Below are 23,932 nucleotides of genomic sequence, written 5' to 3'. Positions count from 1 at the left end.
TCCTACTTGCTACTAAACTGTATACTTCCTTGACGATCCACTTCTTCGAGTCTATCAGCTGCTTGGCGTATATTAGAACCAAAAATATCCAATTTCTGTTTGTAAGAAGCCGCCTCACTTAGCGTTGCTTCTTCAACCCCACTATCCCAACAAGTCTCCAATGTAAATTGGGACAAGAGCGATTCCAACTCATCATCCGATAAATAGATTCTGCTACCATAAGCTATCAATCGGAGTGATGTCACCATGTTTTCAATATTTTGCTTATATTCGCTCAATTTTTGCTTGATTAGCTCTTCAAACTCTGCTCCTTGCTGTTCAGCTAAATCCGCAACTGCCGTCACAAGATCTTTTCGTAGATAAATCAGCTGGCTCCCACTAGCGCTTGAAAAACCAGACTGAGCCAAAGAAATTGTCTCAATCGCACGATTAATAGTCAATAAGCGCTTATATCTAGCCTCAGGTATAAATTCACCATATATCTTTTTATACTCTTTAACATAGTATTCTTCATCATGCTTATCCCAGAATGGTGACTGTTCCGCTTTAATTTTAGCGGCTTTGCGTACCTGCTTCTCCGTCATACCAACAAAAAACTCTCCCTTTTTGGCATACCAGTCCAAATCTAGCATATTGCCAATCTTGGGCGGAAACTTTTCATAGTATTCGCGAATGAAGTAAGCTTCATCGTGTTTGTCCCAGATAGGTGTTCGCTCAGCTTTGATTTTAGCAGCTGCACGCACCTGCTCTGGGGTCATCCCTGATACAAACTCTCCTTCCTTAGCATACTTTTCTGTATCCAGTTTATTGCCAATAATATAGAATTTTGCTGGGTTATGATCTTCTGCAGGCGAATGCAGTCCTTGCGTTCCTTCACGGGAAATAATATTAGCATATGGAATCCGCCCACCATTGCTATCCATTATGGTCGTATCTTTCGTATTAGCATCATAGGTGGTGACATGTCGATTGATATATGCTAAATCACTGGCAGTAAAATTCCCCTTATCAAGAGCAGCTTGAGCTCCCCAGTCTGTAAAATTGACAACCATAGGGACGTTATGTTCCGCTGCTATCTTGACAACTGGAGTCGCTGACTGACTAAAACCACTCATGGCATAAATTCTGACCGGCTGGGTTAGCTTCTTGTCACCTACTTCTGTAATCTTCTGGACACGCTGATAAAAAGCTTCAATATCCTCATATTGAGCTGTCATCCCATCTCCGTAGGCACCTCCTCCAAAGGCATTGTAAGTTGAAGCCCAATGGTCTGAACTGAGAATATTGACATGAACTGGCTGGGTTCCAGCTACTGTGACAATAGTCTGTGAAACAATGGGCTCTCCATTAGCATCCAAGGGGGCTACTGCAATAGCCTGAGTGACTCCCTCCATTCGGTCAATGATTTGAAATGTTTGACCTGTATCCGTATTTACTATTTTTTTTTGAGATGAATCTGTTGAAAAATCTTTAGTATTTTTCTGTAAGTACTGAATGTCTTGGTGTGTTACTGCCATTCGAAAGCCTCTCTTCCCTGCACTCGTCTAATTTCCAAATTATAGATAATCTCAGCTTGGGGACTGCCTTGGCTATTTTTTTCTACACCTTTTAGATGTCCCTCACGAGAAAAAGCAGTCATCACTTCATCCGTAAATTCCTCTTTTTGTAATTTTAACTGCTCTGGAAGGTGTTGATATACTTCTGAGCTAACAGACTCGCGTTCATTATTTCGCAGATAGACAATCTCTGACCCGTCATTGACGTTAAAGCTTAAGTCAAGACCGGCAAGAGTTCCATAATCTGGCACTGCCATATCTAGCACTCCATCATTTCGTAGATAGACTTTATTTCCATAACTATCATAAACAACTGGGACTATACGAGCGTTTACAAAACTTTCTCCTCCCCCCCCACTGATAAAAATCGGAGAAAATTCGATTTTACTGACACCGCTGTAATGCTCTTTTAGGTAGGTGGCGATTTGTTCCTCATAAAGTTGAAAACCATGCCGGTAGAGATTATCCACTTTCATTCGATCCATATAAAATTTACCTCCTATTACTAGTACAAAAAAACAAAGCAAAGATAAAAGAATAGATTTTGTTCGTTTAGACATACAAACCTCCTTTTCTTTATATATTAATTTTACCATAAAAAGAGAAGAACAAATAACAAGAACTCAATTAATCATATGGAAAATTCTTCGTATGTATCTTTTCCTAAATAAATTAGTGTTTTATTGCCATTTATCCAACTCTCTTTCATCAATTCGTCTAATTTCCAAATTATAAACGATCTCAGCCTTGGGACTTCCTTGACTATTTTTTTCTACTCCTTTTAGCGTTCCTTTTTGTGAATAGGCAGTAATTATAGCATCAGTACTCTTATACGTCTTCAATTTTAAGTGTTCCGGGAGATGTTGATATTGTCCTACTTCAATAGATTCATTTTTTTCATTATACAAATATATAATTTCTGAACCATCATTGACATTAAAATCCAATTCAATTCCAGAAGTCAAAACATAATTAGGAACTAAAGTATCAATAGTTCCATCATTTCGAAGATATACTTTATTACCATGTGTATCATAAACTACTGGAATGATACGAGCATGGGCAAAACCTTCCCCCCTTCCTCCACTTTTAAAAATCGGTGAAAATTCGATTTTACTGATGCCGCTGTAATGCTCTTTTAGGTAGGTCGCGATTTGTTCTTCATAAAGCTGAAAACCATGCCGGTAGAGGTTGTCCACTTTCATTCTGTCTATATAAAATTTACCTCCTATTACAAGTACAAAAACGCAAAACAGAGATAAAAGAATAGATTTTACTCGTATAGTCATACAAACCTCCTTTTCTTTCTAGTCCAACTTACCAAATTGGTGGGTTACTTCCATTCATAAAACTCCCTCCCCTGTACACGTCTAATTTCTAAATTATAGACAATCTCAGCTTTGGGACTACCTAAGCTATTTTTTTCTACACCTTTTAGATACCCTTCACGAGAAAAAGCATCCATCTTTTCATCAGTAATTTCATCCTTATTCAATTTTAATCCATCTGGCAAATGTTGGTAACCTTCCACACTAACAGATTCATTCTTCTTATTATGTAAATAAATTATTTCTGAACCATCATTGACATTAAAATCCAAATCAATTCCAGCTGTCATTTCATAATCTGCCACACCCATCTTTAAAACGCCATCATTGCGCAAATATACTTTATTACCATAATTATCATAAACTACTGGAACTATACGAGCATTTACAAAACCTTCTCCTCCTCCACCACTTTTAAAAATAGGAGAAAATTCGATTTTACTGATACCGCTGTAATGTTCTTTTAGTTAGGTCGCGATTTGTTCTTCATAGAGCTGAAAACCATGCCGGTAGAGATTATCTACTTTCATTCGATCCATATAAAATTTACCTCCTATTACAAGCACAGAAAGGCAAATCAGTGATAAAAGAATAGATTTCACGCGTTTCATCATACAAAATACCATGTCTTTCTATATGTAGTTTACCATAAAACTAGAACCTTTTCCGCAATTTTACTATTGAATCATCTCTAACTCAATGAAACAAACTGCCTTATTACGGCAACCAAAAACAGACCTTCTTTATAAGAAAGCCTGTTTGTTTTACAAGGAGTCAACTATTTATTAGCTTCCTCATCGATTTCCACTTGTTCTGAAATTTCAACCTTAACCTTCGTAACACGGCCATTTTTTACCTTGTCATTGGTTAAAATGAGTTGCTTATTCTGACTTTCGACTTCGTAGCTAATGCGTTCTTTCGGATCTGGAATAGTCCCTACACAAGTCAAGTAATAACCAGCTATCGTATCCACATCGTCGCTTTCAATTTCAACTTCAAAATATTCATTAAAGTCATTGAGGGTCATGGTTCCTAATACGATGTAGGTATTCTCGCCGATTTCATGGACTTCGATTTCAGCCTTGTCAGTTTCATCGTCGATCTCACCGACAATCTCCTCCAAGAGGTCTTCAAGTGTGACCAGACCAGCCATACCACCATACTCATCCAAGAGAATCGCCATTTGATTTTGCGTATTGCGCAGCTCCTTGAGCAAATCATCGACAAACATGGTTTCCGGGACAAAGAGCGGCTCCTGCAGGATCTTGCGCAGAACGATATTATCAAAACCATTGATGAACCCTTCATTGAGCAGCCGCTTGGTATGAATCAGTCCAATGACATTGTCCTTGTCTCCATCATAGACAGGAATCCGCGAGAAGCTCTGTTTGAGAATGCTCTCGATGATTTCCTTGGTGTCATCCTGAATGTCCACCATAAAGGCATCCGTCCGCGGCACCATCAGTTCACGCGCCATCAGCTCATCCAGAGAGAAAATCCCCTGCAGCATCTCAATTTCATCTGCATCCAAGGTCTCCTCACTATTGGTCAGCATATATTCAATCTCATCCCGAGTCATCTTTTCGTCTGCATCATCAAACTTCATCGGGGTTATCCGACTCAGCAGATTAGTCGACGCTGACAGCAACCAAACGAAGGGACTGACAATCTTGCCAAGAAAAATAATAACCGGTGCAGCCCGCACAGCTAGATTGTCTTTCAGGTTCATGGCAATGCGCTTCGGATAAAGCTCACCCAAAACAATAGAAATATATGTCAATAGAACCAAAGCCAAGAAAGTTCCGATAGCACGTGCAGTCTCGGAATTTCCCATCCAAGAAGAGAAAAGTTTCCCCAGATTATCCGCAAAGCTTGCCCCAGACAGGATATTGATAACTGTAATCCCAACCTGAATGGTTGATAAGAAATTATTAGGGCTTTCTAAGACAGCTAAGAGCCGGATATATTTGAGGTCGCCCTCTTCAGCCTTTTGCTCCACACGCGCCCGATTGAGCGATACCATTGCCATCTCAGCTGCTGAGAAAAAGGCATTTAACAAAGTCAATATAAACAGTAGTAAGGCTTGCCATAACATATTCTGACTGCCAGGGTCTTCCATTGATTCTTTCTCCTCGAAATGTATAAGTAAATCTGATTATATCATATTTTTAAATTTAGTGCACAGGAAATGAAAATAAGACGGAAGGCCTTCCTTCCGTCTTATTTCTGGTCTTGAGATTCTGGAATCAATCAATTACCAAACTCATCCTTATTTATTAATAATCCCAAACTCTTCGTTCTTCTTTTGCTGCTGGGCTTCCTTGTGATTGTCATAGAGGTTAGCCAAGAACTTGGCGATTTCTTTGAGGATAGAATAGGTCGGGATTGCCACAATCATCCCCAGCACGCCATAGATATTGCTGGATAAGAGCAAGAGCACCATGATGGTAATAGGATGGACCTTCATCACACCACCAACGATACGGGGATAGAGGATATTGCCATCAACCTGCTGGATAATCAGCATGTAAATCAAGGCCGCAACCATCTTCTGAGGATCGGTAAAGGCATACGTAATGACCATGGGAATCAAGCCGATACTTGGTCCTACATAAGGAATCAGATTAGCCAGACTGGAGAAAATAGCAAAGACCAAAGCGTACTTGAGCCCAATCACGCTATAGCCAATGTAGGCCAGAGCACCGATAATCAGGGCATCGATTGAGATTCCGCTGATATAGCGGGCAACAGTAGCATTAAGATTGGTCAGCAAGCTGGAGATATTGAGCTTATCGCGCTTGAGGACTGTCCGCTCCAGCATGGGCAAAAGCTTATGGCCATCCATGAGGAAGTAAACCAAGAAAATCGGCGTCATAATCAAAATCATTAGCGTATTGACGACTGCTGATAAAACGCTGCCCAGACTGTTGGTTACACTGTTAAGGATATTTTGCAGAATGTCCACATAAGACAGGTTGAGCTGCTGGATGGTGGACTGGATATTCAGATTTCGAAAGAGCGGATTTTTTGATAATTGATTGACAAAACTTTGAATTTCCCAATAAAGGCCTTGTGTGGAATTAATCAAGCTGCTCAGCTGATTAATCAAAATCGGCAAGAGGTAAATAACACCCAAAGCAATCAAGCCAAACAAAAGGCTGAGCGTAATCAGAATCCCAATCATTCGGTTGATTTTGAGCTTATCCTGGAGAAATTTTACCAGTGGATTCGTAATATAGTAAAGAAATCCTCCCACAAGAAAGGGAATCAAGATGGTATTCACAACGCTAACAATCGGGGTTATCATATCCCCCATCTGGCGCCAGATAAAGAAAATAATCGTTAGCAAAAGGACCTCACTGGTCCAAAACATCAGCTTACTTTTATGAAACATTTGACTCCTCCTATCAGTTATTTTACCATAAATTTTGTTATAATAAAGGAGATTTAACGAAAGAAAGAGTAAAAATGGAAAAGATTATCAAACTGGACAATGTAAGCTTGGCTAAACAAGGCCGAACTATCTTAAAAGATCTCAACTGGCAGGTGAAAAAGGGGGAGCATTGGGCTATTCTCGGCCTAAACGGCTCAGGAAAGTCGACTCTCCTTCGCTTGCTCATGGCTGAGCATTGGAAGACCCAGGGCAAGGTGACGGTTCTGGGTACGGAATTTGGTGCCGGCGATATTCCTCAGCTGAGAACTAGGATTGGAGTAGTCGGATCCTTCATTGCTGAACGCCTGCCAAGCCGCCTCACATCTGAAGAAATCGTCCTGACAGGCAGGTATAAAAGCAGTATTCTCTACGCTCCTTACGGGCAAACTGAGCTGGATCAAGCTAGGGAAATGCTGGCTTCCATTGGCGGGCAAGAATTGATTGGCAGAAGCTACGCCAGTCTGTCTCAAGGAGAAAAACAGCTCTTGCTAATTGCACGCAGTCTCATGGAAAAGCCAGAACTGCTTATCTTAGACGAAGCGACCAGCGGTCTGGATCTCTTTGCCCGCGAGCGCCTGCTGGATCAGATTGGTAAGATTACACAGATGGATCAGGCTCCAACCATCCTCTATGTCACCCACCATGTAGAAGAAATTACTGAAGCTATGGATCATGTCCTGCTCCTGAAAGAAGGTGAAATCATAGCCCAAGGTCCCAAAGAAGACATTTTTCAAAAAGAGGTCATGGATCGATTTTATCCCCAGCCAGTCGAGCTGATTGAGCTGGGAGAAGACCGTTATTTCATCAAGGTGGAGGACAGGTCCTCATGAAGCAATTTTCTAATACCATCTTCAATCTGGGCTACTTCCTGATTCTGACCATGACTGCGATTGCCTTGCTTTTCCTGTCTGGGCAGATTCTGCTGTCCCACACTTACATCCCTTTGAGGATTGCAGAAGGAGTCCAATTCGTCAGTAATCCTTGGTATTTCTACCCTATCCTCCTGCTCTTTCTCCTCAGCCTCTTTTTAATCCGACCCCTGTTGGAAAAGGTTCAGACCAAGCATCTTTTTTGGATTTTGTCCCTCATCTTTATAGCAGCAGCGATTTTTCTGATAACGGCCTACGATGGCCGCATCCGAGCTGACGCCAAGCATGTTTTCAATGCAGCGTTGGCCTTTAACCGAGGAGATTACAGCTCGCTGACAACCGTCGGAAGCTACATGTATCGTAATCCCCATCAGCTAGGACTGATGACTCTGGAGCGACTTTATGCTTTTATTTCTCCGACGACTCAATTTGCCTTTAGCATGAATGTCGGCTGGACTTTACTCAGTCATTTCTTGATTTACAAGATTACTGCCCTGCTCAATGCCAGAGAAATGATTCAGAAATACACGATTCTGCTGACCTTTCTCTTTCTACCACAACTCTTTTTCATCCTCTTTGTCTACGGTACCATTCCTGGCCTCTTCTTCTGTCTGCTCAGTCTCTATGCTTTTATCAAGCTGGATCAGAAAGGAAACCTGTTCTATGCCTTACTGGGAGCTGCCAGCATCAGTCTGGCCTGCCTCCTGCGCAACAACTACATCATCTTTGCTATCATGCTGATTGGAGTCTGCTTCCTGTCCATCTTTTACAAATGGTCTTGGAAGAAACCCTTAGCCATCATCCTGATTGTGGCCGGCATTGTCCTTTCAAACAAGGGTCTGACTGCCTACTATGAGCAGCTGATTGGGGGCAAGATCGGTGTCGGCACCCCAAAAATCGCCTACATCACTATGGGCCTGCGGGATGATCCTAATCGGCAGACCTTGGGAGGCTGGTACGATGCCTACAATACCAAGATTCTCAAGCGCAACAAATACGATGAAAATTTGGCTACAGAAATGGCCACTCGGGATTTGAAGGATATTTTGATTCACTTCAGTAAGCATCCTGCTTATGCGCTCAAATTCTTCTACGAAAAGGTCAAGTCGACTTGGACTGAGCCGACTTTTCAATCTATTTGGACTGGGCCTCAGATTGAGCGCCAGCAATATATGAAGCCAGCTGTCCTGCGCAGCATTTATGAGGAAAGAAAAGGTTATCAGATTGTTAATTTCCTGCTCTTAACGCTGCTAGCCAGCATCTATCTGCTCTCCTGTTTCTTTATCCTGCATAAATTTTTCGTCGCCGAGGAAAAACTGACGCCTTTTGACCTCTATCCCTTCATCTTTCTCTTGGGGGGCGGCCTCTTCCACTTCTTCTGGGAAACCAAGAGCCAGTATGTCTATATCTATGTCCTCCTTCTCATCCCTTCCGCCGCTCAATCCTTAGTCGACCTGAGCGATTGGTGGAAGAACAAAGGAAAAGGGAAATCAACAGACCAGCTTGAGAAAGACCTATAAAACTTGAACACTTGATAAGAATTTCTTATAATTTTATAGGAACATTAAGTGACACAAAGTTGATTTTGTAACTGAAACTTTTTATATTTTACGAAGGGAGAATAGTGATTTATGTTTTCAATATTAGGTGCAGTATTATTTGGAGTTATAGCAATTATGACAGTTCTTGTTGCTTGCGGTCTGCCTTTGGGCGAATTTACAATGGGTGGACAACATAAAATCTTACCTAAGAAATTTAGACTTGCGGCAGTCGTTTCTTTGGCTATTCAAGTTTTTGCCATGATCATTATTTTGCAAGCCGGAGGTTTGCTTCCCTTGTGGCTGTCTTTTAAGGTTACTAAATATATTTGTTTCTTCTTTGCCGCTTACCTGTCTTTGAATACGATTATGAATATGATTTCAAAAAGTAAGAAAGAAAAATATGTAATGACTCCGATTTCACTTATAGCCGGAATATGTTTTTGGATAACAGCATTTCAGATGTAGCATGTGAAATGAGAATCATCTACAGTGCGTCAAATTGGAATTTGTAGAGGTGAGAAAAATGTAATGGCAACACATTCAACTTAAATCGAAATAGTATAAAATTACGAGGAGATTATAAGATGAACAATTATATAAAATTAAATGAAGATAGATGGAATAATGTAAAAAATGACTATACTGAGCCATTGACACATGAAGAATTAGAAGAAGTTAGAAATAATCCAATTTCTGTTGCATTAACTGTTGGGAAAAAAGTTCCGAAAGAATGGTTTGAAAAAGCCAACGGAAAAAAGATATTAGGTTTAGCTTGTGGTGGTGGACAGCAGGGACCAGTTTTTGCTATAAAGGGTTATGATGTAACCATAATGGATTTTTCTAAATCACAATTACAAAGAGATGAGTTGGTTGCTAAAAGAGAAGGCTTAAAAATCAATACAGTTCAAGGCGATATGACAAAAGCATTTCCATTTGAAAATGAAACTTTTGATATTATTTTTAATCCGGTTTCAAATGCATATATAGAAGATTTAGAAAACATGTATAAAGAAGCCTCTCGAGTATTGAAAAAGGGTGGACTGTTAATGGTCGGATTTATGAACCCATGGATATACATGTATGATGCTGACATTGTATGGGACAAACCTGATGAGGAATTACTTTTAAAGTTTTCAATACCTTTTAATTCAAAAGAGCTTGAAGAGGAAGGCAAGATATCCATAAATCCAGAATATGGATATGAATTTAGCCATACCTTAGAAACTCAGATTAGAGGACAACTCAAAAATGGTCTCGCTATGATAGATTTTTATGAATCGTGTGACAAAAGACATAGATTATCACGCTATGGAAATGACTATATAGCTACACTCTGCATTAAACTATAATATTATAGAATATGCTTAAGGAGAATAGCCCATTTTATTTTCCTTAAGGCTTAAAATCTAAAAATCCCAGTTTGTCTAATTGAATCAAAGAATGTTTAAAACAGTAAATCAAAAAGTTTTACTGTTTTTTGCTCATTTTTCCAAAATAAAAGAGTCAGTAATTTTTGAATCAAGAAAATCGCAATAACTGGAATAAAGCAACCCTAACAGGCATTTTGAAGAGGCAAGAGTATTGATGCGATGTAGTCAAAGTCAAAACCGAAATTCTATATTAAATGGAAAGAGCTAAAAGTGTTAGAAATTGTTTAGAGACACTAGTAAAAGAAAATAGAGGACTAACACAGGTTAAGAAGCAAGAGCTAGGGCTCTAACATTAAGTAAATATATGATATAATAGTAAAAATGTTTAGGGAAGCGAATTAGAATATACAGAGCAAAGGGGATGACAAATGTTGAAGCAGAAAACAAAGACGAGTGCAGTTATATTAGCACTGTTAGCAGCTGGATTTTATGCAATTAACACGCCATTTTCAAAAGTTCTTTTGAATAATGTTACACCAACTTTTATTGCCGCTTTTCTTTATCTTGGTGCTGGTCTTGGCGTTGGAATAATGTATTTATTTCACATAAAAAAAGAGAAAAAATCAGAGAGACTTACAAAGCAGGATTTACCTTATACAATCGGAATGATTGGATTAGATATAGCCGCCCCTATATTTTTAATGATAGGTATAAAAATGGGAACAGCATCTAATGCGTCACTCCTTGGTAATTTTGAAATTGTGGCGACTGCGTTAATGGCATTACTGTTTTTCAAGGAGAAGGTATCAAGAAAGCTGTGGATTGCCATTGGATTTATTACGCTATCTAGTATTGTTTTGTCATTTGAGGGAAGTGATAGTTTCCAGTTTTCTATAGGTTCTTTTTTTGTGATACTGGCAACCTGTTGCTGGGGACTTGAGAATAACTGTACAAGAAAGATGTCAGATAAAAGCACATATGAGATTGTTTTGCTAAAAGGCATTTTTTCTGGCGGAGGTTCATTTACTATTGCATTGCTACTTGGCGAAAAGATTCCAGAAATGAAATACATTGCCGAAGTTATGCTATTAGGATTTGTAGCATACGGATTAAGTATTTTTCTTTATATAAGAGCGCAAAGAGACTTAGGTGCAGCTAAGACAAGTTCTTTTTATGCTATAGCACCATTTGTGGGATCATTTTTAGCCTTTGCAGTAAATGGAGAAAAATTGGCTCTAGAATATTTTATAGGGCTGGCTCTGATGTTGCTAGGAACTGTATTCGTAGTATATGACACTATGATACAGCAGCATCTTCATGAGCATACGCATACGATTGTTCATACACATAACGGCGTGACACATACTCATGTAATCACTCATGAACATGAGCATAAGCACTTCGGAAATGAGGAGAGGCATAATCACAAACACGAAGATTATATAAATAGCCAGGAACATAAATTGGCTCATGCGAATGGATTATAAATCCCAGTTTGTCTAATTGAATCAAAGAATGTTTAAAACAGTAAATCGCAATGGTTTACTGCTTTTTTGCTCATTTTGAGAAATCATAACCACCCGTGAAAACGAGTGGCTTGTACACCGGCTATAAGCCGTTTCTCTCTAGCGACGTCTAAAGACGTTCGCTGAACTTCTTTTAGGTTAATGCTATGATTACTTGACTAATTCCCGTAAAAATAGGCTTTTATCTTATTCTAAAACTGCCATCTGAGAACGCTTTGACACTTAACTTGTCAAAGACAAGGTCATTTTTTCCCAATCGCGTATATATTTAGAAACTATCTTTTCATTTAGGCCAACGATATTCACATAGTCCCCTCTCCCCCAAAACTTTCGATTGTCATAATATAACCCCTCTTGTTTTTCAATCTGAACAGGAGGGGTTGTTTTGAATCGAAATGAATAAGACTTAGCCTTGTGTTATTAGCATTCTTATCACTTCATTTTAATCGTAATCAGCATACCTCCACCAAGCTATTGTTGTGATAAGACCTAGAATACTTACCCCAAATAAACTGACAATGCTCCCAAAATTCAATAATGCTTTTCCTGCAATACCACTTGCGAGTGCAGGAATCGCCCATGGAATATACTTCCCAAAGTTAAGAGCAGAACCAAGCTGAGAAAAAATAATAGTAAAAATGATAAATGCCAATGGAGACAAATATCCCCGGCCTAAACAAGCAAAAAAGGCCACTGGAGTAGAGAGTACGATCGTAAGAGTGGTGCAATAACCAAAAGTAAGTATACCTTTGAGAATCACCGTTAAGCTTCCACCCTCAAGTCCAATCAGATTGCCAGCTAATAATCCTAATAAAAGAGCAAAAATTGATAGAATATAGCTCCATAGAGCGACAACGATAAACTTGGATAATACGATTGTATCCCTTCTTATCGGGAGTACTAATAGGTCTATCATCGTTTTATCAGAATATTCTCTGCCAAAAATCCAAGATGCTGTAAATCCAAAAATGAGCAATCCCCCAACAGAAATGACTTGTGATACGGTCATTAAGTACGACGACCAGTCTGTTATCCTCATCATTTCCATTTTTGCAGAAATCAAACCAAGATTTTTGAAATTCTCTGGATATTTCATCATAGTTGCAAACAATCCAACAATAAAAGGAACTAAACAGATAGAACAAGCAGTTACGATGGAAAGTTTTGATTTTATCAGCTTTCTCCATTCAATTAAAATACAGGAACTAAGCTTTTTCATTCGAAACACCTCCATTATAGTCATTCAGTATTCTTAAGAAATAATGCTCTAAATCTTCTTTTTCAACAATCAGTGTTTTAGGTGGATAACCTGCATGAACCAGCAATGTAGCAACATCTTCCGGGCATTCCACAGATTTTGTATCAATTAGTTCTAAGAAATCGATATTATTTTCTGTGTCTGATTGAATGTTTGCATGATAGCCATGGTTAGATAATACTTCTTTCATGGCCTTATTATTAGAGCCTCTTACTAGTAACTTCTTTTCTAAGTACTGCTCTAATTCATTGCTTTCAACTTCTCTTATAAGTCTGCCCTCATGTACAATAACTATCCTAGTAGCAATTTTAGATATTTCTTCCAGATTATGACTGGAAATAAGAACAGTTGTGCCTAGATTATTCGCCAATTCCTTTAATAGTTCTCTAACTTCAATAACTCCAAAAGGATCTAATCCATTTGTCGGCTCATCTAGAATTAGGATTTTAGGTTTATGAATAATCGCTTTTGCAATTCCTAAACGCGCAACATTTCCTAAAGAAAGATGCTTCTCCTGTTTATGTTCATATTGCTTTAGTTTTAATTTCTCAATTACCCAGTCAATATTATCTTTATTAACCCCTCTTAATTTACTAACGATTTCTAAATTTTCTCTCACAGTTAAGTCTGGATAAGAATGAGGCGTCTCAATAATATAACCTATTTCGTTTCGAAGTTCTAAATTATTCAGATCTAACTTTTTTCCTTGGATATAACATTCTCCTGATGTAGATTTTATCAATCCTAGCATCATTCTCATCGTCGTTGTTTTCCCTGCACCATTCAGTCCTAAAAAACCTACTATTTCACCACTTTTTATTGATAGATTCAAGTTGTTGACAACATTTTTTGTTCCATATCTTTTAGAAAGATTTGCGGTTCTAATTGCTTCTTTCACCATTACCTATCCTCCTTAGTAATTTGTTCCACAACTCCTTGTATGACTAACTTCAATGTAGTATCAAATTGTTCTTCACCGATTTCCTCGATGTGTAATATAGTCATAGCAATCGTTCTAAATAAAGCAGAGACGATTTCTACAGATACATTTTCTCTAATGTTGATTCGGGATACAATTTTTTTAACCATCCTATCGTCTATCAGATGATGATTTATTATCACCTCTTTCGGCAATTTTCTTACGAGTAATTCCATTTCATGATTTTTAAATATGGTATACATAAATGAATAGCGAAAATCTTGATAAAAATCATAAAGTAACTGTACCAGACGATTTGTATCTATCTTGACTTCCATATCTAATTGTTCTGTCAGGCGATTCATAACATCTATTTGATATTCTTCTAAGACCGTAAAAAATAACATTTCTTTTGAGGAATAAAAATTATAAAAAGAACCTTTGGAGATATCTGCCATTGCTGCCATTTGGTCAACTGTGGTTTTCTTAACCCCATATCTTTGAAGGCATTCCTTTGCAACTTTATGTAATTTCTTTCTAATTACTTCCTTTTCTTCAGTAGTAAAAGCAGTAGCCATAACTTCCTCCTAAAAACTCTGTGACGTTTTTTGATTTTACAGTCATAGCTTATCATATAAACTAAAAAATGTCAAAAGTCTTATATCTTCTTTGTAAGAAAATATAAGACTTTAAATTTACACACATCATAATTCTCTTCTTTTAGACCTATTTATTTGAGTGTCACAATTTAAAAAATAAGGATACAGTACTGAAAGCTCCTATTGTCTGGCTTTTCTCTCTGTATCCTTATTGTATCTCAAGTTCCTTCTCTCAATTTCTCAATCATGACCAGGAAAGGCGGATTGTTAATCTGATTGATGGTCTTGTAGAGAGCAACAGTGAAGTCCTGCTGGGGCAGTTGACTAACGAAGTCTAGCACCGCATCTTTTTCAACTTCGCCACCTTCATGCCCATAGTAAATCATGATAGCTGCACGGCCGCCTTTTTCTAAGCCTCGGCAGACCTTTTCCAAAGCTTCCAGCGTCGTATCAGGTCGAGTAATGACAGACTTGTCCGCCGAAGGCAGGTAGCCAAGATTAAAAATAGCTGCCTTGAAATGGTCCGTGTATTGGTCCAGGGTCTCATGGCCAGCCAAGATTAGCTGGGCATTGTCCAAGCCAGCTTCTGCCAAGCGCTGGCGGGTCTTTTCCACAGCCTGCTCCTGAATGTCAAAAGCATAGACTTGCTTGGCCAACTTAGCCAGAAAGAGAGTGTCATGTCCGTTGCCCATGGTAGCGTCCACAACAGTATCTTCCTTGGTCACCACTTCTGCCAAAAAGGAATGGGCCATCTGTAAAGGTCTTAACATACGAATTTCTGCTCCTTTGCTTTACAGCCTTGTTTGCTGCCACGACGACGCATTTCTGCTTCAATGGCATTGAGAACTTCCCATTTATTAAGGCTCCACATAGGGCCAATCAGCATGTCTCGCGGAGCATCGCCCGTGATACGGTGGATGACGATATGCTCGGGGATAATCTCCAGCTGGTCGCAGATGATGGAGACATACTCCTCCTGACTGAGCAGCTGCAGCCGCCCCTCATGATAATCCCGCTGCATACGGGTATTAGTCATCAAGTGAAGCAAGTGGAGCTTAATCCCCTGAATGTCATTATCCGTCACACAGCGGCGGACATTCTCCAACATCATGTCATGGGTCTCACCCGGCAGGCCATTGATCAAGTGAGAGACAATCTCCGCCTTGGGAGCCAGTCTACGGACTCGCTGGACCGTCTCTACATAAAGATCATAAGAATGGGCACGATTAATCAAATCTGAAGTCTCCTCATAGGTAGTCTGAAGCCCCAGCTCTACAGTCACATGCATGCGCTCAGACAGGTCAGCCAAGTAGGCAATGGTCTCATCAGGCAAACAGTCCGGCCGAGTACCGATGTTAAGTCCCACAACACCAGGCTCATTTATAGCTTGCTCATAGCGCTCACGGATAACTTCTAGCTTCTCATGCGTATTGGTGAAGTTCTGGAAATAGACCAGATACTTGCGAACATCTGGCCACTTACGGTGCATGAAGTCAATTTCCTTATAGAATTGCTCCCGAATGGGCGCATCCGGCGCCACAATGGCATCGCCTGAACCCGAAACGGTACAGAAAGTGCAGCCTCCATGCGCTACCGTCCCATCCCGATTGGGACAGTCAAAGCCCGCATCGATGGGCACCTTAAAAGTCTTTTCTCCAAAAAGTTTTCGATAATAATCATTCAAAGCATTGTAAGATTTCATACCTTTCATTCTACCACAAAAAAGACCTGAGAAACAAAAATTCCCTCTTTCACAGGGAAAGAAGGAAATCACCGTTCCCACAAATAGACTTTCAAATCCACACAACCATTAGCCTTCAAGTCCACTCCTTCAGCCCAGAGCAAGTGCCTCTGGTCTTCCCAGCCAGGTGCGAGACGCCCTGCAGCATTGACCACCCGATGGCAAGGATGCTTGCCGACATAAAGTTCCGATTGACTGAGAACCTTTCCCACCAAGCGAGCGTTTTTAGGCCGACCAATCAAACGGGCAATCTGGCCATAGGTTGCCACGCGCCCAGAGGGAATGGTATCTACTAATGCCAAAATAGCATCAATGAGTTCTTGATTCAAATTGGACATTCTGACCTCCTAATCTTGTTTGTTCCTATCTTAAAGAAAGGGATTTTCTTTGTCAAGACAAAAAGGCCAGCAAAGCCAACCTTTCGTATCTATATTTATTTCTGCTTTCCCTTGAAACGCCACTGAAAACGCAGCTTGTCATAAAAGGGAAATTCGATATTGAGAATGGCAAAGCCCATCAAGGCCCCTCCGATAACATCTGTCGGATAGTGCACGCCCAGATAGACTCTGGAGGCCATAACAGTGAAGATATAGACCAGAAGCAGGCCTTGTACCAAGCGCTTGATTTTTTGGTTTTGAATCCGTTGCTGAGCGATAATAATCAAGGTCCCAAGAACAATGGCTGTCGCCATGGAATGTCCGCTCGGGAAAGAGTAACCGCCCTCTTCGACCAAATGCGAAAGACTCGGTCGGCTTCTGTGGTAAACGAGTTTAATCATCTTAATCAAAATCCCATGTAAGACCAGATTTCCCGCTAGCAAGGCAGCTTCCAGCTTCCATTTTTTATAAAGGAAAAACAGGACAAGAGCTGAAACCCAGATGATAATCCCCATCGGATCAATCACACTGGTCACTAGTTTGAAAAATGTCGTCAAAGCTGCAGGCAAGTCTCCCCGCAGCCAGGTCTGAATCGGGGTGTCAAAGCTGGTCAGTTGCTCAGGATAAAACTTGACCATGTAGCCTAGTATGACGAAAAGTAAAAGGGCAAAAGAGCCCTTTGTTAGATAAGATTGTTTATTTTTCATAGCGTTTTAGGACGGGCTGCAAGAGCGTGTAAATTAGCCAAAAGACGATAGCCCAAATCACTCCTTCTAATAGGTTAAAAGGGACAATCATAGTCAGCAGATACTTGGATAGGCCATATGTTTTATAAATATCAAAACCAGCAAATCTCGCAAAGAGAGGAACTGCATAAATGACATTTAAAACGATCATAGTGACAGTTAGACCAAGTGTTGCTACCAGAGAAGCCTTCACATAGTCAGACAAGTTTTTCCTTTTTTTCCATAAGAGTGCAAAAGCAGAAACAAATACAGCTACTGCCAATATATTCATGGGGAGACCGATAAGAGTGTCTATACCATGATTATTCAAAGCTAGCTTTAAGACAGAGCGAATCAAGAGCACTGCCAGAGAGCTTTTGAAATCCAAGACCACCAAAGCCAGTAAAATCGGAATAATTGAAAAATCCAACTTTAGAAACTCGGTTATCAAGGGAATCTCATAAAGCATGAGTAGAAATGATAGAGCAGATAAAACTGCTACAATCGCCAACTTACGAGTATTTGTCATCACAGGTTCCTCCAATTTATAAAAATTAGAGAAGCCGGAAAGGCCACTGAAAAAAGCTTGTCAGCTAATGATTATTTAGTATAAGGCTCCGCCCTTAAATAAAGATTAAACGGCAAGATTGCTTCACTGCCTCTCGTCTTCTCCCATCCAGACTATACTGTCGGTTGTGGAATCTCACCACATCAGCTTGCGCTCGCGGACTTGATTTGGCATTGAGGAAAAAACATTTTCCAAGCCAAAAGTTACCGCCGGTCGGGAATCTCACCCAGCCCTGAAGACATCATTATCATAACAAAAAAAGCCTGCCAGAGCAAGCAATTTGATTGATGTAATTAATAATGTTTCAACAATAGTATTCTATCTCTTAGGAAAATTTACTGCTTAGATGCATTCATTCCGCTACTTCAGCTTGTCCGCTTCATACTCATGTACCAAATCTAAGCCAGCAAAATTTTGCTGACGCAGGGCTTCATAGACAATCATACAGACTGTGTTTGAAACGTTGAGGCTGCGGACATGCTGGTCGTTCATGGGAATACGCAAAGCCTTTTCTGGATGACGACGCATAAATTCCTCTGGCAGTCCCTTGTCCTCACGACCAAACATAAAATAGTGCGAACCTTCTGCTGAAAAGTTTTCCTCAGAATAGACCTTCTCTGCAAACTTAGAAATCAGATAAAGTCGGCCATCCATCTGCTCCATAAAATCGTCTAAACTGTCATAGTAGGTGATGTCTAGCTTATCCCAATAGTCCAGCCCCGCCCGTTTCATCTTGCGGTCATCAATGGGAAAACCCATGGGCTTGATGATGTGAAGCGGTGAATTAGACGCAGCGCAAGTACGGGCGATATTGCCGGTATTCTGCGGAATCTGAGGCTCAAAAAGAACGATATGATTTTTCATAATAAGAATATTTTCCTAGTATTTTTCTTTAGATAAAAAAATAGCCACACTGCCCGGAGTCAAGCTCAGCAAACAGCGTGGTTAAGGCTTCATTAACTTACATCACAACAGGTTTGAGGTAAACCAATGAAGGTACTCATTTAGTATAACACTTTCAGCCTACAAGTCAATAAAAAATGCTCAAAAAGTTGTACTTTTTTTAAAAATATCACAGGAAGATACCATTTTAGGAATATAATAATTCAGTTAAAAAAGAAAAAGGAAGTAAAAGCAAATTTACATCCCTTTAAAAATATATTAGCTAGTTGTTCGAACTATGACTCTATTCATACTGAAAATATAACTATTTTTCTTTCAGACTACCATTTAAACCATCCCGAATAGGGTCTAGAAAATAGTCCAATACGCTCCTGCTACTAGTTTTAATTTCAATAGTGCCAGATAATCCTGAAATCAAGCTCACTCCTTTATGCAGTTTCTCTTTATCAACTGAGATTCTGACTATGTATACCATTCCTTTCCCTTTTACTTGAAAAGCTGTCGGACTTATATAAGTCACTTTGCCAGGGATCGTCCCATAATCAGAATAAGGATAAGCTTGTAGTTTTACAACTGCTTCCATATCTTTTTGAATATCTGCACGATCCTTATCAGATACTTGTGCTTCAAATATCAACTCTGATTTACTAGGTAGAATTGTTACTATTGGATTTTCTGAACTAACATTCTGTCCAATATAACTAACAGATAGACTAGCAATTTGACCTGTTGAAGGAGCTTTAATTGCTAGATGTTCTAAAATATAATGTTGCTGAGCTAGATCCGTCTCGGTTTTTCGTTTATTTTCCGTCAAAGTTGCCATTTTTTGAGCAAGACTAGTATCATACTGTGCAGTTACTAAGTTAGCATCAGCTTGTGATAATTGCTGACGATAAAGATTGTTTTCAGATATCAAGCTCTGAACAGCATTCTGAGCCGAAGAATCATAATCTGATAATTGAATAGAGACATTCTTATCAGCCTGATATTTTTGAATTACTGCGATGGAAGAGTTGATTTCGGTGAGGCTGTTTTCTAATTGTCCGACATTTTGTTTGGTTACTGCATCATCTAGTTCTAATATGGTTGTTCCCTTTTCAACTTGGTCACCCTCCTTGACGTTCATAGACTTAACTATGCCATTAGTTAAACTAGAAACTGACTGCACCCGTTCCTCAGGCACTATTTCTCCCGTTCCAACAACAACCACATCAATTCTTGATAAAGAAGCCCAAAGCAAGACTATGAGCAATAGAAGACTAATTAAAATTATAATCCATTTCCCCGCAATATGCGCAGGTCGCTCAACAATCTCTAACAACGATGGCATAAAGTCATATTTTAGTGTCCTATCTTTTTGCTGCCTATATTTTCGTAAATAGTTGGTTAAGGGAGCATTTTTATTCATATCCATCTTATCCCACCCTTTCCTGTTGACGATAGAGATGTGCGTATAGCCCATCTTCTTCAAGAAGTCGTTCATGGCTATCATAAGACACCACATTTCCTTCATCAACTACTAATATTTTTTCAGCTTCAGCCAATGTAGAAAGCCTATGAGCAATAATAAGCACCGTACGTCCTTGACAAATAGTCTTTAGATTATCTTGGATAATTCGTTCTGACTCATAATCCAGAGCTGAGGTCGCTTCATCAAAAATCAAAATTTTAGGATTACCTAAAATAGCGCGAGCAATGGCAACACGTTGTTTCTGCCCCCCAGACAAACCCAGTCCTTTCTCGCCAATAACGGTATCATATCCTTGAGGAAGAGCTAGAATAAAGTCATGCGCTCCTGCTGTCTTAGCGGCAGCTACAACCTCATCCATAGTTGCTAGAGGCAAATGAATAGATATATTTTCCCGCACAGTACCGTTAAACATAAAGTTTTCCTGCAAAACAATGCCAATCTGCCGTCTCAACTGCTCTGGATTAACCAAAGACAGGTCTAAACCGTCAATAGAGATTTTCCCAGCCTCTGGGATATAAAGTCGCTGAATGAGCTTGGATAAGGTACTTTTACCTGAACCGCTCCGACCAACTACTCCAACAATGCTACCAGCCGGAATAGTAAAGCTCATATCTTTAATAACATCCGAAGCATCTGAACGGTAGCGAAAACGAACGTGATCAAAAACGATCTTCCCTTCTAAAGTTGGCAATTCTGCCAAGCCATTTGGACGTAGTTCAGTTGGAGAGTTAAAAATATCACCAATACGAGTTACTGATAAGGATGCTTGTTGATACTCTTGCCAAAGCTGAACTAAACGAAGTACAGGACCACTGATATGGCTAGATAACATTCTAAAAGCAACTAATTGCCCAATGGTAAATTTACCATCAATTACAGCTAATGCACCAAAAACAAGAATCAAAAGATCAAACGCTTTCTGAATAAATTGTCCAACCGCTCCTGAATTGGAGGCAATCATGGCTGTTCGATAGTTGGCCTTGACATAATCCGCCTGAAGGTCTCCCCACTTCTGCTCAAATTTCGATTCCAAAGCAAAGGACTTGACTGTCTGTACCCCCTGAATAGACTCCACCAAAAAGGAACTGGTCTCTGCACCTGCTTGGAATTGCTCATCCAAACTTTTTTTAAAGAGGGGGGTCACAATGGCTGAAAGAAGTGCGAAACAGGGAATAGATGCCAACACCAGCCATGTCAGAGGAACGCTATAGAAAAATAGAACCGCTACATAGACTAGGATGAAAAACGCATCAATCAGAGATGATAGAGGTGTTCCTGTCAAAAATTGCCGAATATGATGTAGCTCCTGAACTCTTGCAACCGTCTCTCCTGCTCTTCTGGCCTCAAAATAGCGCAGTGGCAGAGCAAATAAATGTTTAAACAAGCGTGCATTTAGTAGTACATCAATACGGTTGGTCGTATGGGTAAATAAATAGTTCTTAGCCAAAGACAGAATCAGCTCAAAAATATATACTAGACCAATCCCAATGGCGATGACGGTCAAAGTGGACAAACTATGATGAGACAGAACCTTGTCAATAATGACCTGAACCATAATGGGAGTTGAAATCCCCAAAATCTGAATAACAAAAATTCCCAGCAATACTTGGATAAAGGCTGTCTTAAAACGCAATACCGTTGGAATAAACCACTTAAAGCTAAAAAGTGAATCTCCTCCTCTTAAGGATCCTTTTTTAGTCAGGAGAATAGCAGAGCCATCCCATTTTTCCTTCAATTTTTCTAGCGATAGTAAATGAGGACTGGACTCTCCTGGATAGAGAAGCAAAACTTCCTCTTCCTGTAATCTTGCAATAATAAAGTAACTCCCCTCCCTGTCTTGAGCTATGAAGGGAACCATACTTCCTGCTTTTTTGACCAAATCTTTCATCGGTAAGACAACATATTTCCCTTTAAGTTGGTAGTGTTTTGCTGCTTCCAACATAAAAGGAATTGACTCATTAAAGGAACTATTGGCAGAGATTTGTTTTAAATCTTCCTCGCTTGCCTGCACTCCTAAAAATTGTGACATAATCAAAAAACATTCCACTGCCGAATAAGTAGACAGGTGTTCATAATTCATTTCTTTTTCTTAATCCTCTCTCATTGTCTATCTTCTAAAAACAAGAAACTAGGGAACAAAATCGCCCCTAATTTCTCTTGCTGTACTATTGTACCGTTAGTTGCTCTGTAAAGAGATTCGTATTTGTATTAACAGCTGAATTAACAGCCGATACAGTATTTTCACTTGGCAGAGCAGATACTTCCTGAACTAGTAGTTGAGATTGAGTCACTGATCGTATTTCCGTTGTGCTTGCTTGGGGTAACGGACTCGTATTCGTGACTGGATTGCTTGAAGCAACATTGTTTACAAGAGTTACTAGTGTCTGCGCTTGAACAGCAGGCGTAACAACTGATTCACTAACTGGTGCACCCTTCACATCCAGAGTCATTAACTGATCGTTAACGGTTGCCGTACGTTTATCCGAGAATTCCAAACGAACGTTTCTATAAGAGCTACTATAAAAATAATTGTTCAAAATCAGCTGGTCATCACCCTGTGTCAGAGATAAATTCCAGTTATCGCTTTTAAAAAGCTTCAGATTCTCTGGACTAATCCCTTCCCCGAAGCGAATGGTGCTTAGGCCTTCAGAATCGCTAATGATATCCTTACCATGACCTAAATCGAAGATATAGGTATCATCACCAGCACCTCCATAGAGCTTATCATTGCCCACACCGCCCTCTAATAGATCATTGCCAGAGCCGCCATTCAACTCATCATTGCCATCTCCACCATAGAGCTTATCTGAACCCGATGATCCATTGAGTGTATCATTACCAGCACCAGCATAAATTGTCATATTGCTAATCGGAGAACTCAAATACTCGCTCTCAGATGTACCATAGAGTGTACGGAACGGACTGCCTTCATCACTCACACCTAGCTCTGTACCGTCTGAAAAGACCAGTTTCAAATTGCGGTAAGATGCTGAGTAGCGGAAGTTACTAAATGTAATGCTATCACCAGTCTTAGTATTGGTCAATACGGTCGACCAGCTACTATTAACAGGATGACTTACCTGCAAGTCTGCCAATGCAATCCCTTCCCCGAAGCGAATGGTGCTTAGACCTTCGTAATCGCTAATGGTATCCTGACCGTGACCTAAATCGAAGATGTAGGTATCATCACCAGCTCCTCCAGAGAGCTTATCATTGCCAGAACCGCCATCTAGTAGATCATTGCCATCTCCACCATTCAACTCATCATTGCCATCTCCACCATAGAGTTTATCTGAACCAGATGACCCATTGAGTGTATCATTACCAGTACCAGCATAAATGGTCATATTACTAATCGGAGAACTCAAATACTCGCTCTCAGATGTACCATAGAGTGTACGGAACGGACTGCCTTCATCACTCACACCTAGCTCTGTACCGTCCGAAAAGACCAGTTTCAGATTGCGGTAAGATGCTGAGTAGCGGAAGTTACTAAATGTGATGCTATCACCAGTCTTAGTATTGGTCAATACGGTCGACCAGCTACTATTAGCAGGATGACTTACCTGCAAGTCTGCCAATGCAATTCCAGCACCAAAGCGAATGGTGCTTAGGCCTTCGGAATCGCTAATGGTATCCTGACCATGACCTAAATCGAAGATATAGGTATCATCACCAGAGCCGCCTTCAAGTTTATCATTACCATTTCCGCCATCCAGAAGGTCATTGCCATCATAACCAGACAGCG

General features: G+C 39.9%; 22 protein-coding genes, 1 pseudogene and 1 riboswitch. Of the genes and pseudogenes, 5 read left to right on the top strand and 18 right to left on the bottom strand.

What is annotated here, in order from left to right:
* Positions 1–2: 2 nt before the first annotated feature.
* From O3621_RS00115 to O3621_RS00090, 6 genes and pseudogenes are all read right to left on the bottom strand, one after another.
* The gene (locus O3621_RS00115) at positions 3–1,517 is read right to left on the bottom strand and encodes a hypothetical protein (RefSeq protein ID WP_011837336.1); all 1,515 of its coding nucleotides are present in this window, start codon (positions 1,515–1,517) and stop codon (positions 3–5) included.
* On the bottom strand, positions 1,508–2,116 hold the full coding sequence (locus tag O3621_RS00110) for a hypothetical protein (RefSeq protein ID WP_011837337.1): 609 nt from the start codon (positions 2,114–2,116) through the stop codon (positions 1,508–1,510). Before O3621_RS00110 ends, O3621_RS00115 begins: the two co-directional genes overlap by 10 nt.
* Before the next feature lie 120 nt (positions 2,117–2,236).
* The gene (locus O3621_RS00105) at positions 2,237–2,845 is read right to left on the bottom strand and encodes a hypothetical protein (RefSeq protein ID WP_011837338.1); all 609 of its coding nucleotides are present in this window, start codon (positions 2,843–2,845) and stop codon (positions 2,237–2,239) included.
* A gap of 44 nt (positions 2,846–2,889) precedes the next feature.
* A pseudogene (locus O3621_RS00100) lies at positions 2,890–3,498 on the bottom strand (hypothetical protein).
* 164 nt (positions 3,499–3,662) lie between these two features.
* Positions 3,663–5,003 (bottom strand): hemolysin family protein, encoded by a 1,341-nt coding sequence (locus O3621_RS00095; protein ID WP_011837341.1) that lies wholly within the window; start codon positions 5,001–5,003, stop codon positions 3,663–3,665.
* Positions 5,004–5,153: 150 nt separating this feature from the next.
* The gene (locus O3621_RS00090; protein ID WP_002894636.1) at positions 5,154–6,278 is read right to left on the bottom strand and encodes an AI-2E family transporter; all 1,125 of its coding nucleotides are present in this window, start codon (positions 6,276–6,278) and stop codon (positions 5,154–5,156) included.
* A gap of 74 nt (positions 6,279–6,352) precedes the next feature.
* On the opposite strand from O3621_RS00090, the gene O3621_RS00085 reads away from it, so the two are divergent.
* From O3621_RS00085 to O3621_RS00065, 5 genes are all read left to right on the top strand, one after another.
* Positions 6,353–7,147: an ABC transporter ATP-binding protein gene (locus O3621_RS00085; protein ID WP_011837342.1), complete on the top strand. Its 795-nt coding sequence runs from the start codon at positions 6,353–6,355 to the stop codon at positions 7,145–7,147.
* Entirely contained in the window at positions 7,144–8,706 is a 1,563-nt protein-coding gene (locus O3621_RS00080) for a beta-carotene 15,15'-monooxygenase (protein ID WP_314449923.1), read from the top strand. The genes O3621_RS00085 and O3621_RS00080 overlap by 4 nt, the downstream gene beginning before the upstream one ends.
* 111 nt (positions 8,707–8,817) lie before the next feature.
* Positions 8,818–9,192, top strand: coding sequence for a hypothetical protein (locus tag O3621_RS00075; RefSeq protein WP_314449921.1), 375 nt, complete (start codon positions 8,818–8,820; stop codon positions 9,190–9,192).
* A 119-nt stretch (positions 9,193–9,311) separates the two neighbouring features.
* Positions 9,312–10,076, top strand: a complete 765-nt coding sequence (locus O3621_RS00070; protein WP_371513214.1) for a class I SAM-dependent methyltransferase — start codon at positions 9,312–9,314, stop codon at positions 10,074–10,076.
* Between the two features lie 449 nt (positions 10,077–10,525).
* Complete coding sequence (locus O3621_RS00065; protein WP_002931363.1) at positions 10,526–11,584, top strand: DMT family transporter; 1,059 nt, start codon at positions 10,526–10,528, stop codon at positions 11,582–11,584.
* A gap of 481 nt (positions 11,585–12,065) precedes the next feature.
* Here the strand turns inward: O3621_RS00065 and O3621_RS00060 are convergent, their stop codons facing one another.
* The 12 genes from O3621_RS00060 to O3621_RS00005 all read right to left on the bottom strand — a co-directional run.
* The gene (locus tag O3621_RS00060; protein WP_371513212.1) at positions 12,066–12,842 is read right to left on the bottom strand and encodes an ABC transporter permease; all 777 of its coding nucleotides are present in this window, start codon (positions 12,840–12,842) and stop codon (positions 12,066–12,068) included.
* Positions 12,829–13,782, bottom strand: a complete 954-nt coding sequence (locus tag O3621_RS00055; RefSeq protein WP_371513210.1) for an ABC transporter ATP-binding protein — start codon at positions 13,780–13,782, stop codon at positions 12,829–12,831. The genes O3621_RS00060 and O3621_RS00055 overlap by 14 nt, the downstream gene beginning before the upstream one ends.
* Positions 13,782–14,378 carry a TetR/AcrR family transcriptional regulator gene (locus O3621_RS00050; RefSeq protein ID WP_371513208.1) on the bottom strand — a complete coding sequence of 199 codons (597 nt, stop codon included), beginning with the start codon at positions 14,376–14,378 and terminating at the stop codon, positions 13,782–13,784. Before O3621_RS00050 ends, O3621_RS00055 begins: the two co-directional genes overlap by 1 nt.
* A gap of 239 nt (positions 14,379–14,617) precedes the next feature.
* The gene (locus tag O3621_RS00045; RefSeq protein ID WP_371513206.1) at positions 14,618–15,169 is read right to left on the bottom strand and encodes a class I SAM-dependent methyltransferase; all 552 of its coding nucleotides are present in this window, start codon (positions 15,167–15,169) and stop codon (positions 14,618–14,620) included.
* Entirely contained in the window at positions 15,163–16,110 is a 948-nt protein-coding gene (locus O3621_RS00040; protein ID WP_125434946.1) for a TIGR01212 family radical SAM protein, read from the bottom strand. Before O3621_RS00040 ends, O3621_RS00045 begins: the two co-directional genes overlap by 7 nt.
* A gap of 59 nt (positions 16,111–16,169) precedes the next feature.
* The gene (locus tag O3621_RS00035) at positions 16,170–16,478 is read right to left on the bottom strand and encodes an MGMT family protein (RefSeq protein WP_125434944.1); all 309 of its coding nucleotides are present in this window, start codon (positions 16,476–16,478) and stop codon (positions 16,170–16,172) included.
* A gap of 95 nt (positions 16,479–16,573) precedes the next feature.
* On the bottom strand, positions 16,574–17,224 hold the full coding sequence (locus O3621_RS00030) for a phosphatase PAP2 family protein (protein ID WP_125434942.1): 651 nt from the start codon (positions 17,222–17,224) through the stop codon (positions 16,574–16,576).
* Complete coding sequence (locus tag O3621_RS00025; protein ID WP_125434957.1) at positions 17,214–17,771, bottom strand: ECF transporter S component; 558 nt, start codon at positions 17,769–17,771, stop codon at positions 17,214–17,216. The genes O3621_RS00030 and O3621_RS00025 overlap by 11 nt, the downstream gene beginning before the upstream one ends.
* 131 nt (positions 17,772–17,902) lie before the next feature.
* Positions 17,903–18,054, bottom strand: a riboswitch (FMN riboswitch).
* Between the two features lie 116 nt (positions 18,055–18,170).
* Positions 18,171–18,674 carry a tRNA (cytidine(34)-2'-O)-methyltransferase gene (locus O3621_RS00020; protein WP_125434940.1) on the bottom strand — a complete coding sequence of 168 codons (504 nt, stop codon included), beginning with the start codon at positions 18,672–18,674 and terminating at the stop codon, positions 18,171–18,173.
* A gap of 343 nt (positions 18,675–19,017) precedes the next feature.
* Positions 19,018–20,127, bottom strand: coding sequence for an HlyD family efflux transporter periplasmic adaptor subunit (locus O3621_RS00015; protein WP_314450464.1), 1,110 nt, complete (start codon positions 20,125–20,127; stop codon positions 19,018–19,020).
* 1 nt (position 20,128) lies between these two features.
* A complete protein-coding gene (locus tag O3621_RS00010) occupies positions 20,129–22,264 on the bottom strand; it encodes a type I secretion system permease/ATPase (RefSeq protein ID WP_314450466.1) in 2,136 nt (711 codons plus the stop codon).
* A gap of 85 nt (positions 22,265–22,349) precedes the next feature.
* Positions 22,350–23,932 (bottom strand): calcium-binding protein (locus O3621_RS00005; protein WP_371513203.1); only part of this gene is annotated, 1,583 nt, incomplete at its 5' end.

The organism is Streptococcus sp. 20925_1_22, from assembly GCF_041431685.1.
In the GTDB taxonomy this organism is placed as follows: domain Bacteria; phylum Bacillota; class Bacilli; order Lactobacillales; family Streptococcaceae; genus Streptococcus.
Note: the sequence above shows the minus strand (reverse complement) of the source record. Positions and strands in the feature narration are given on the sequence as shown.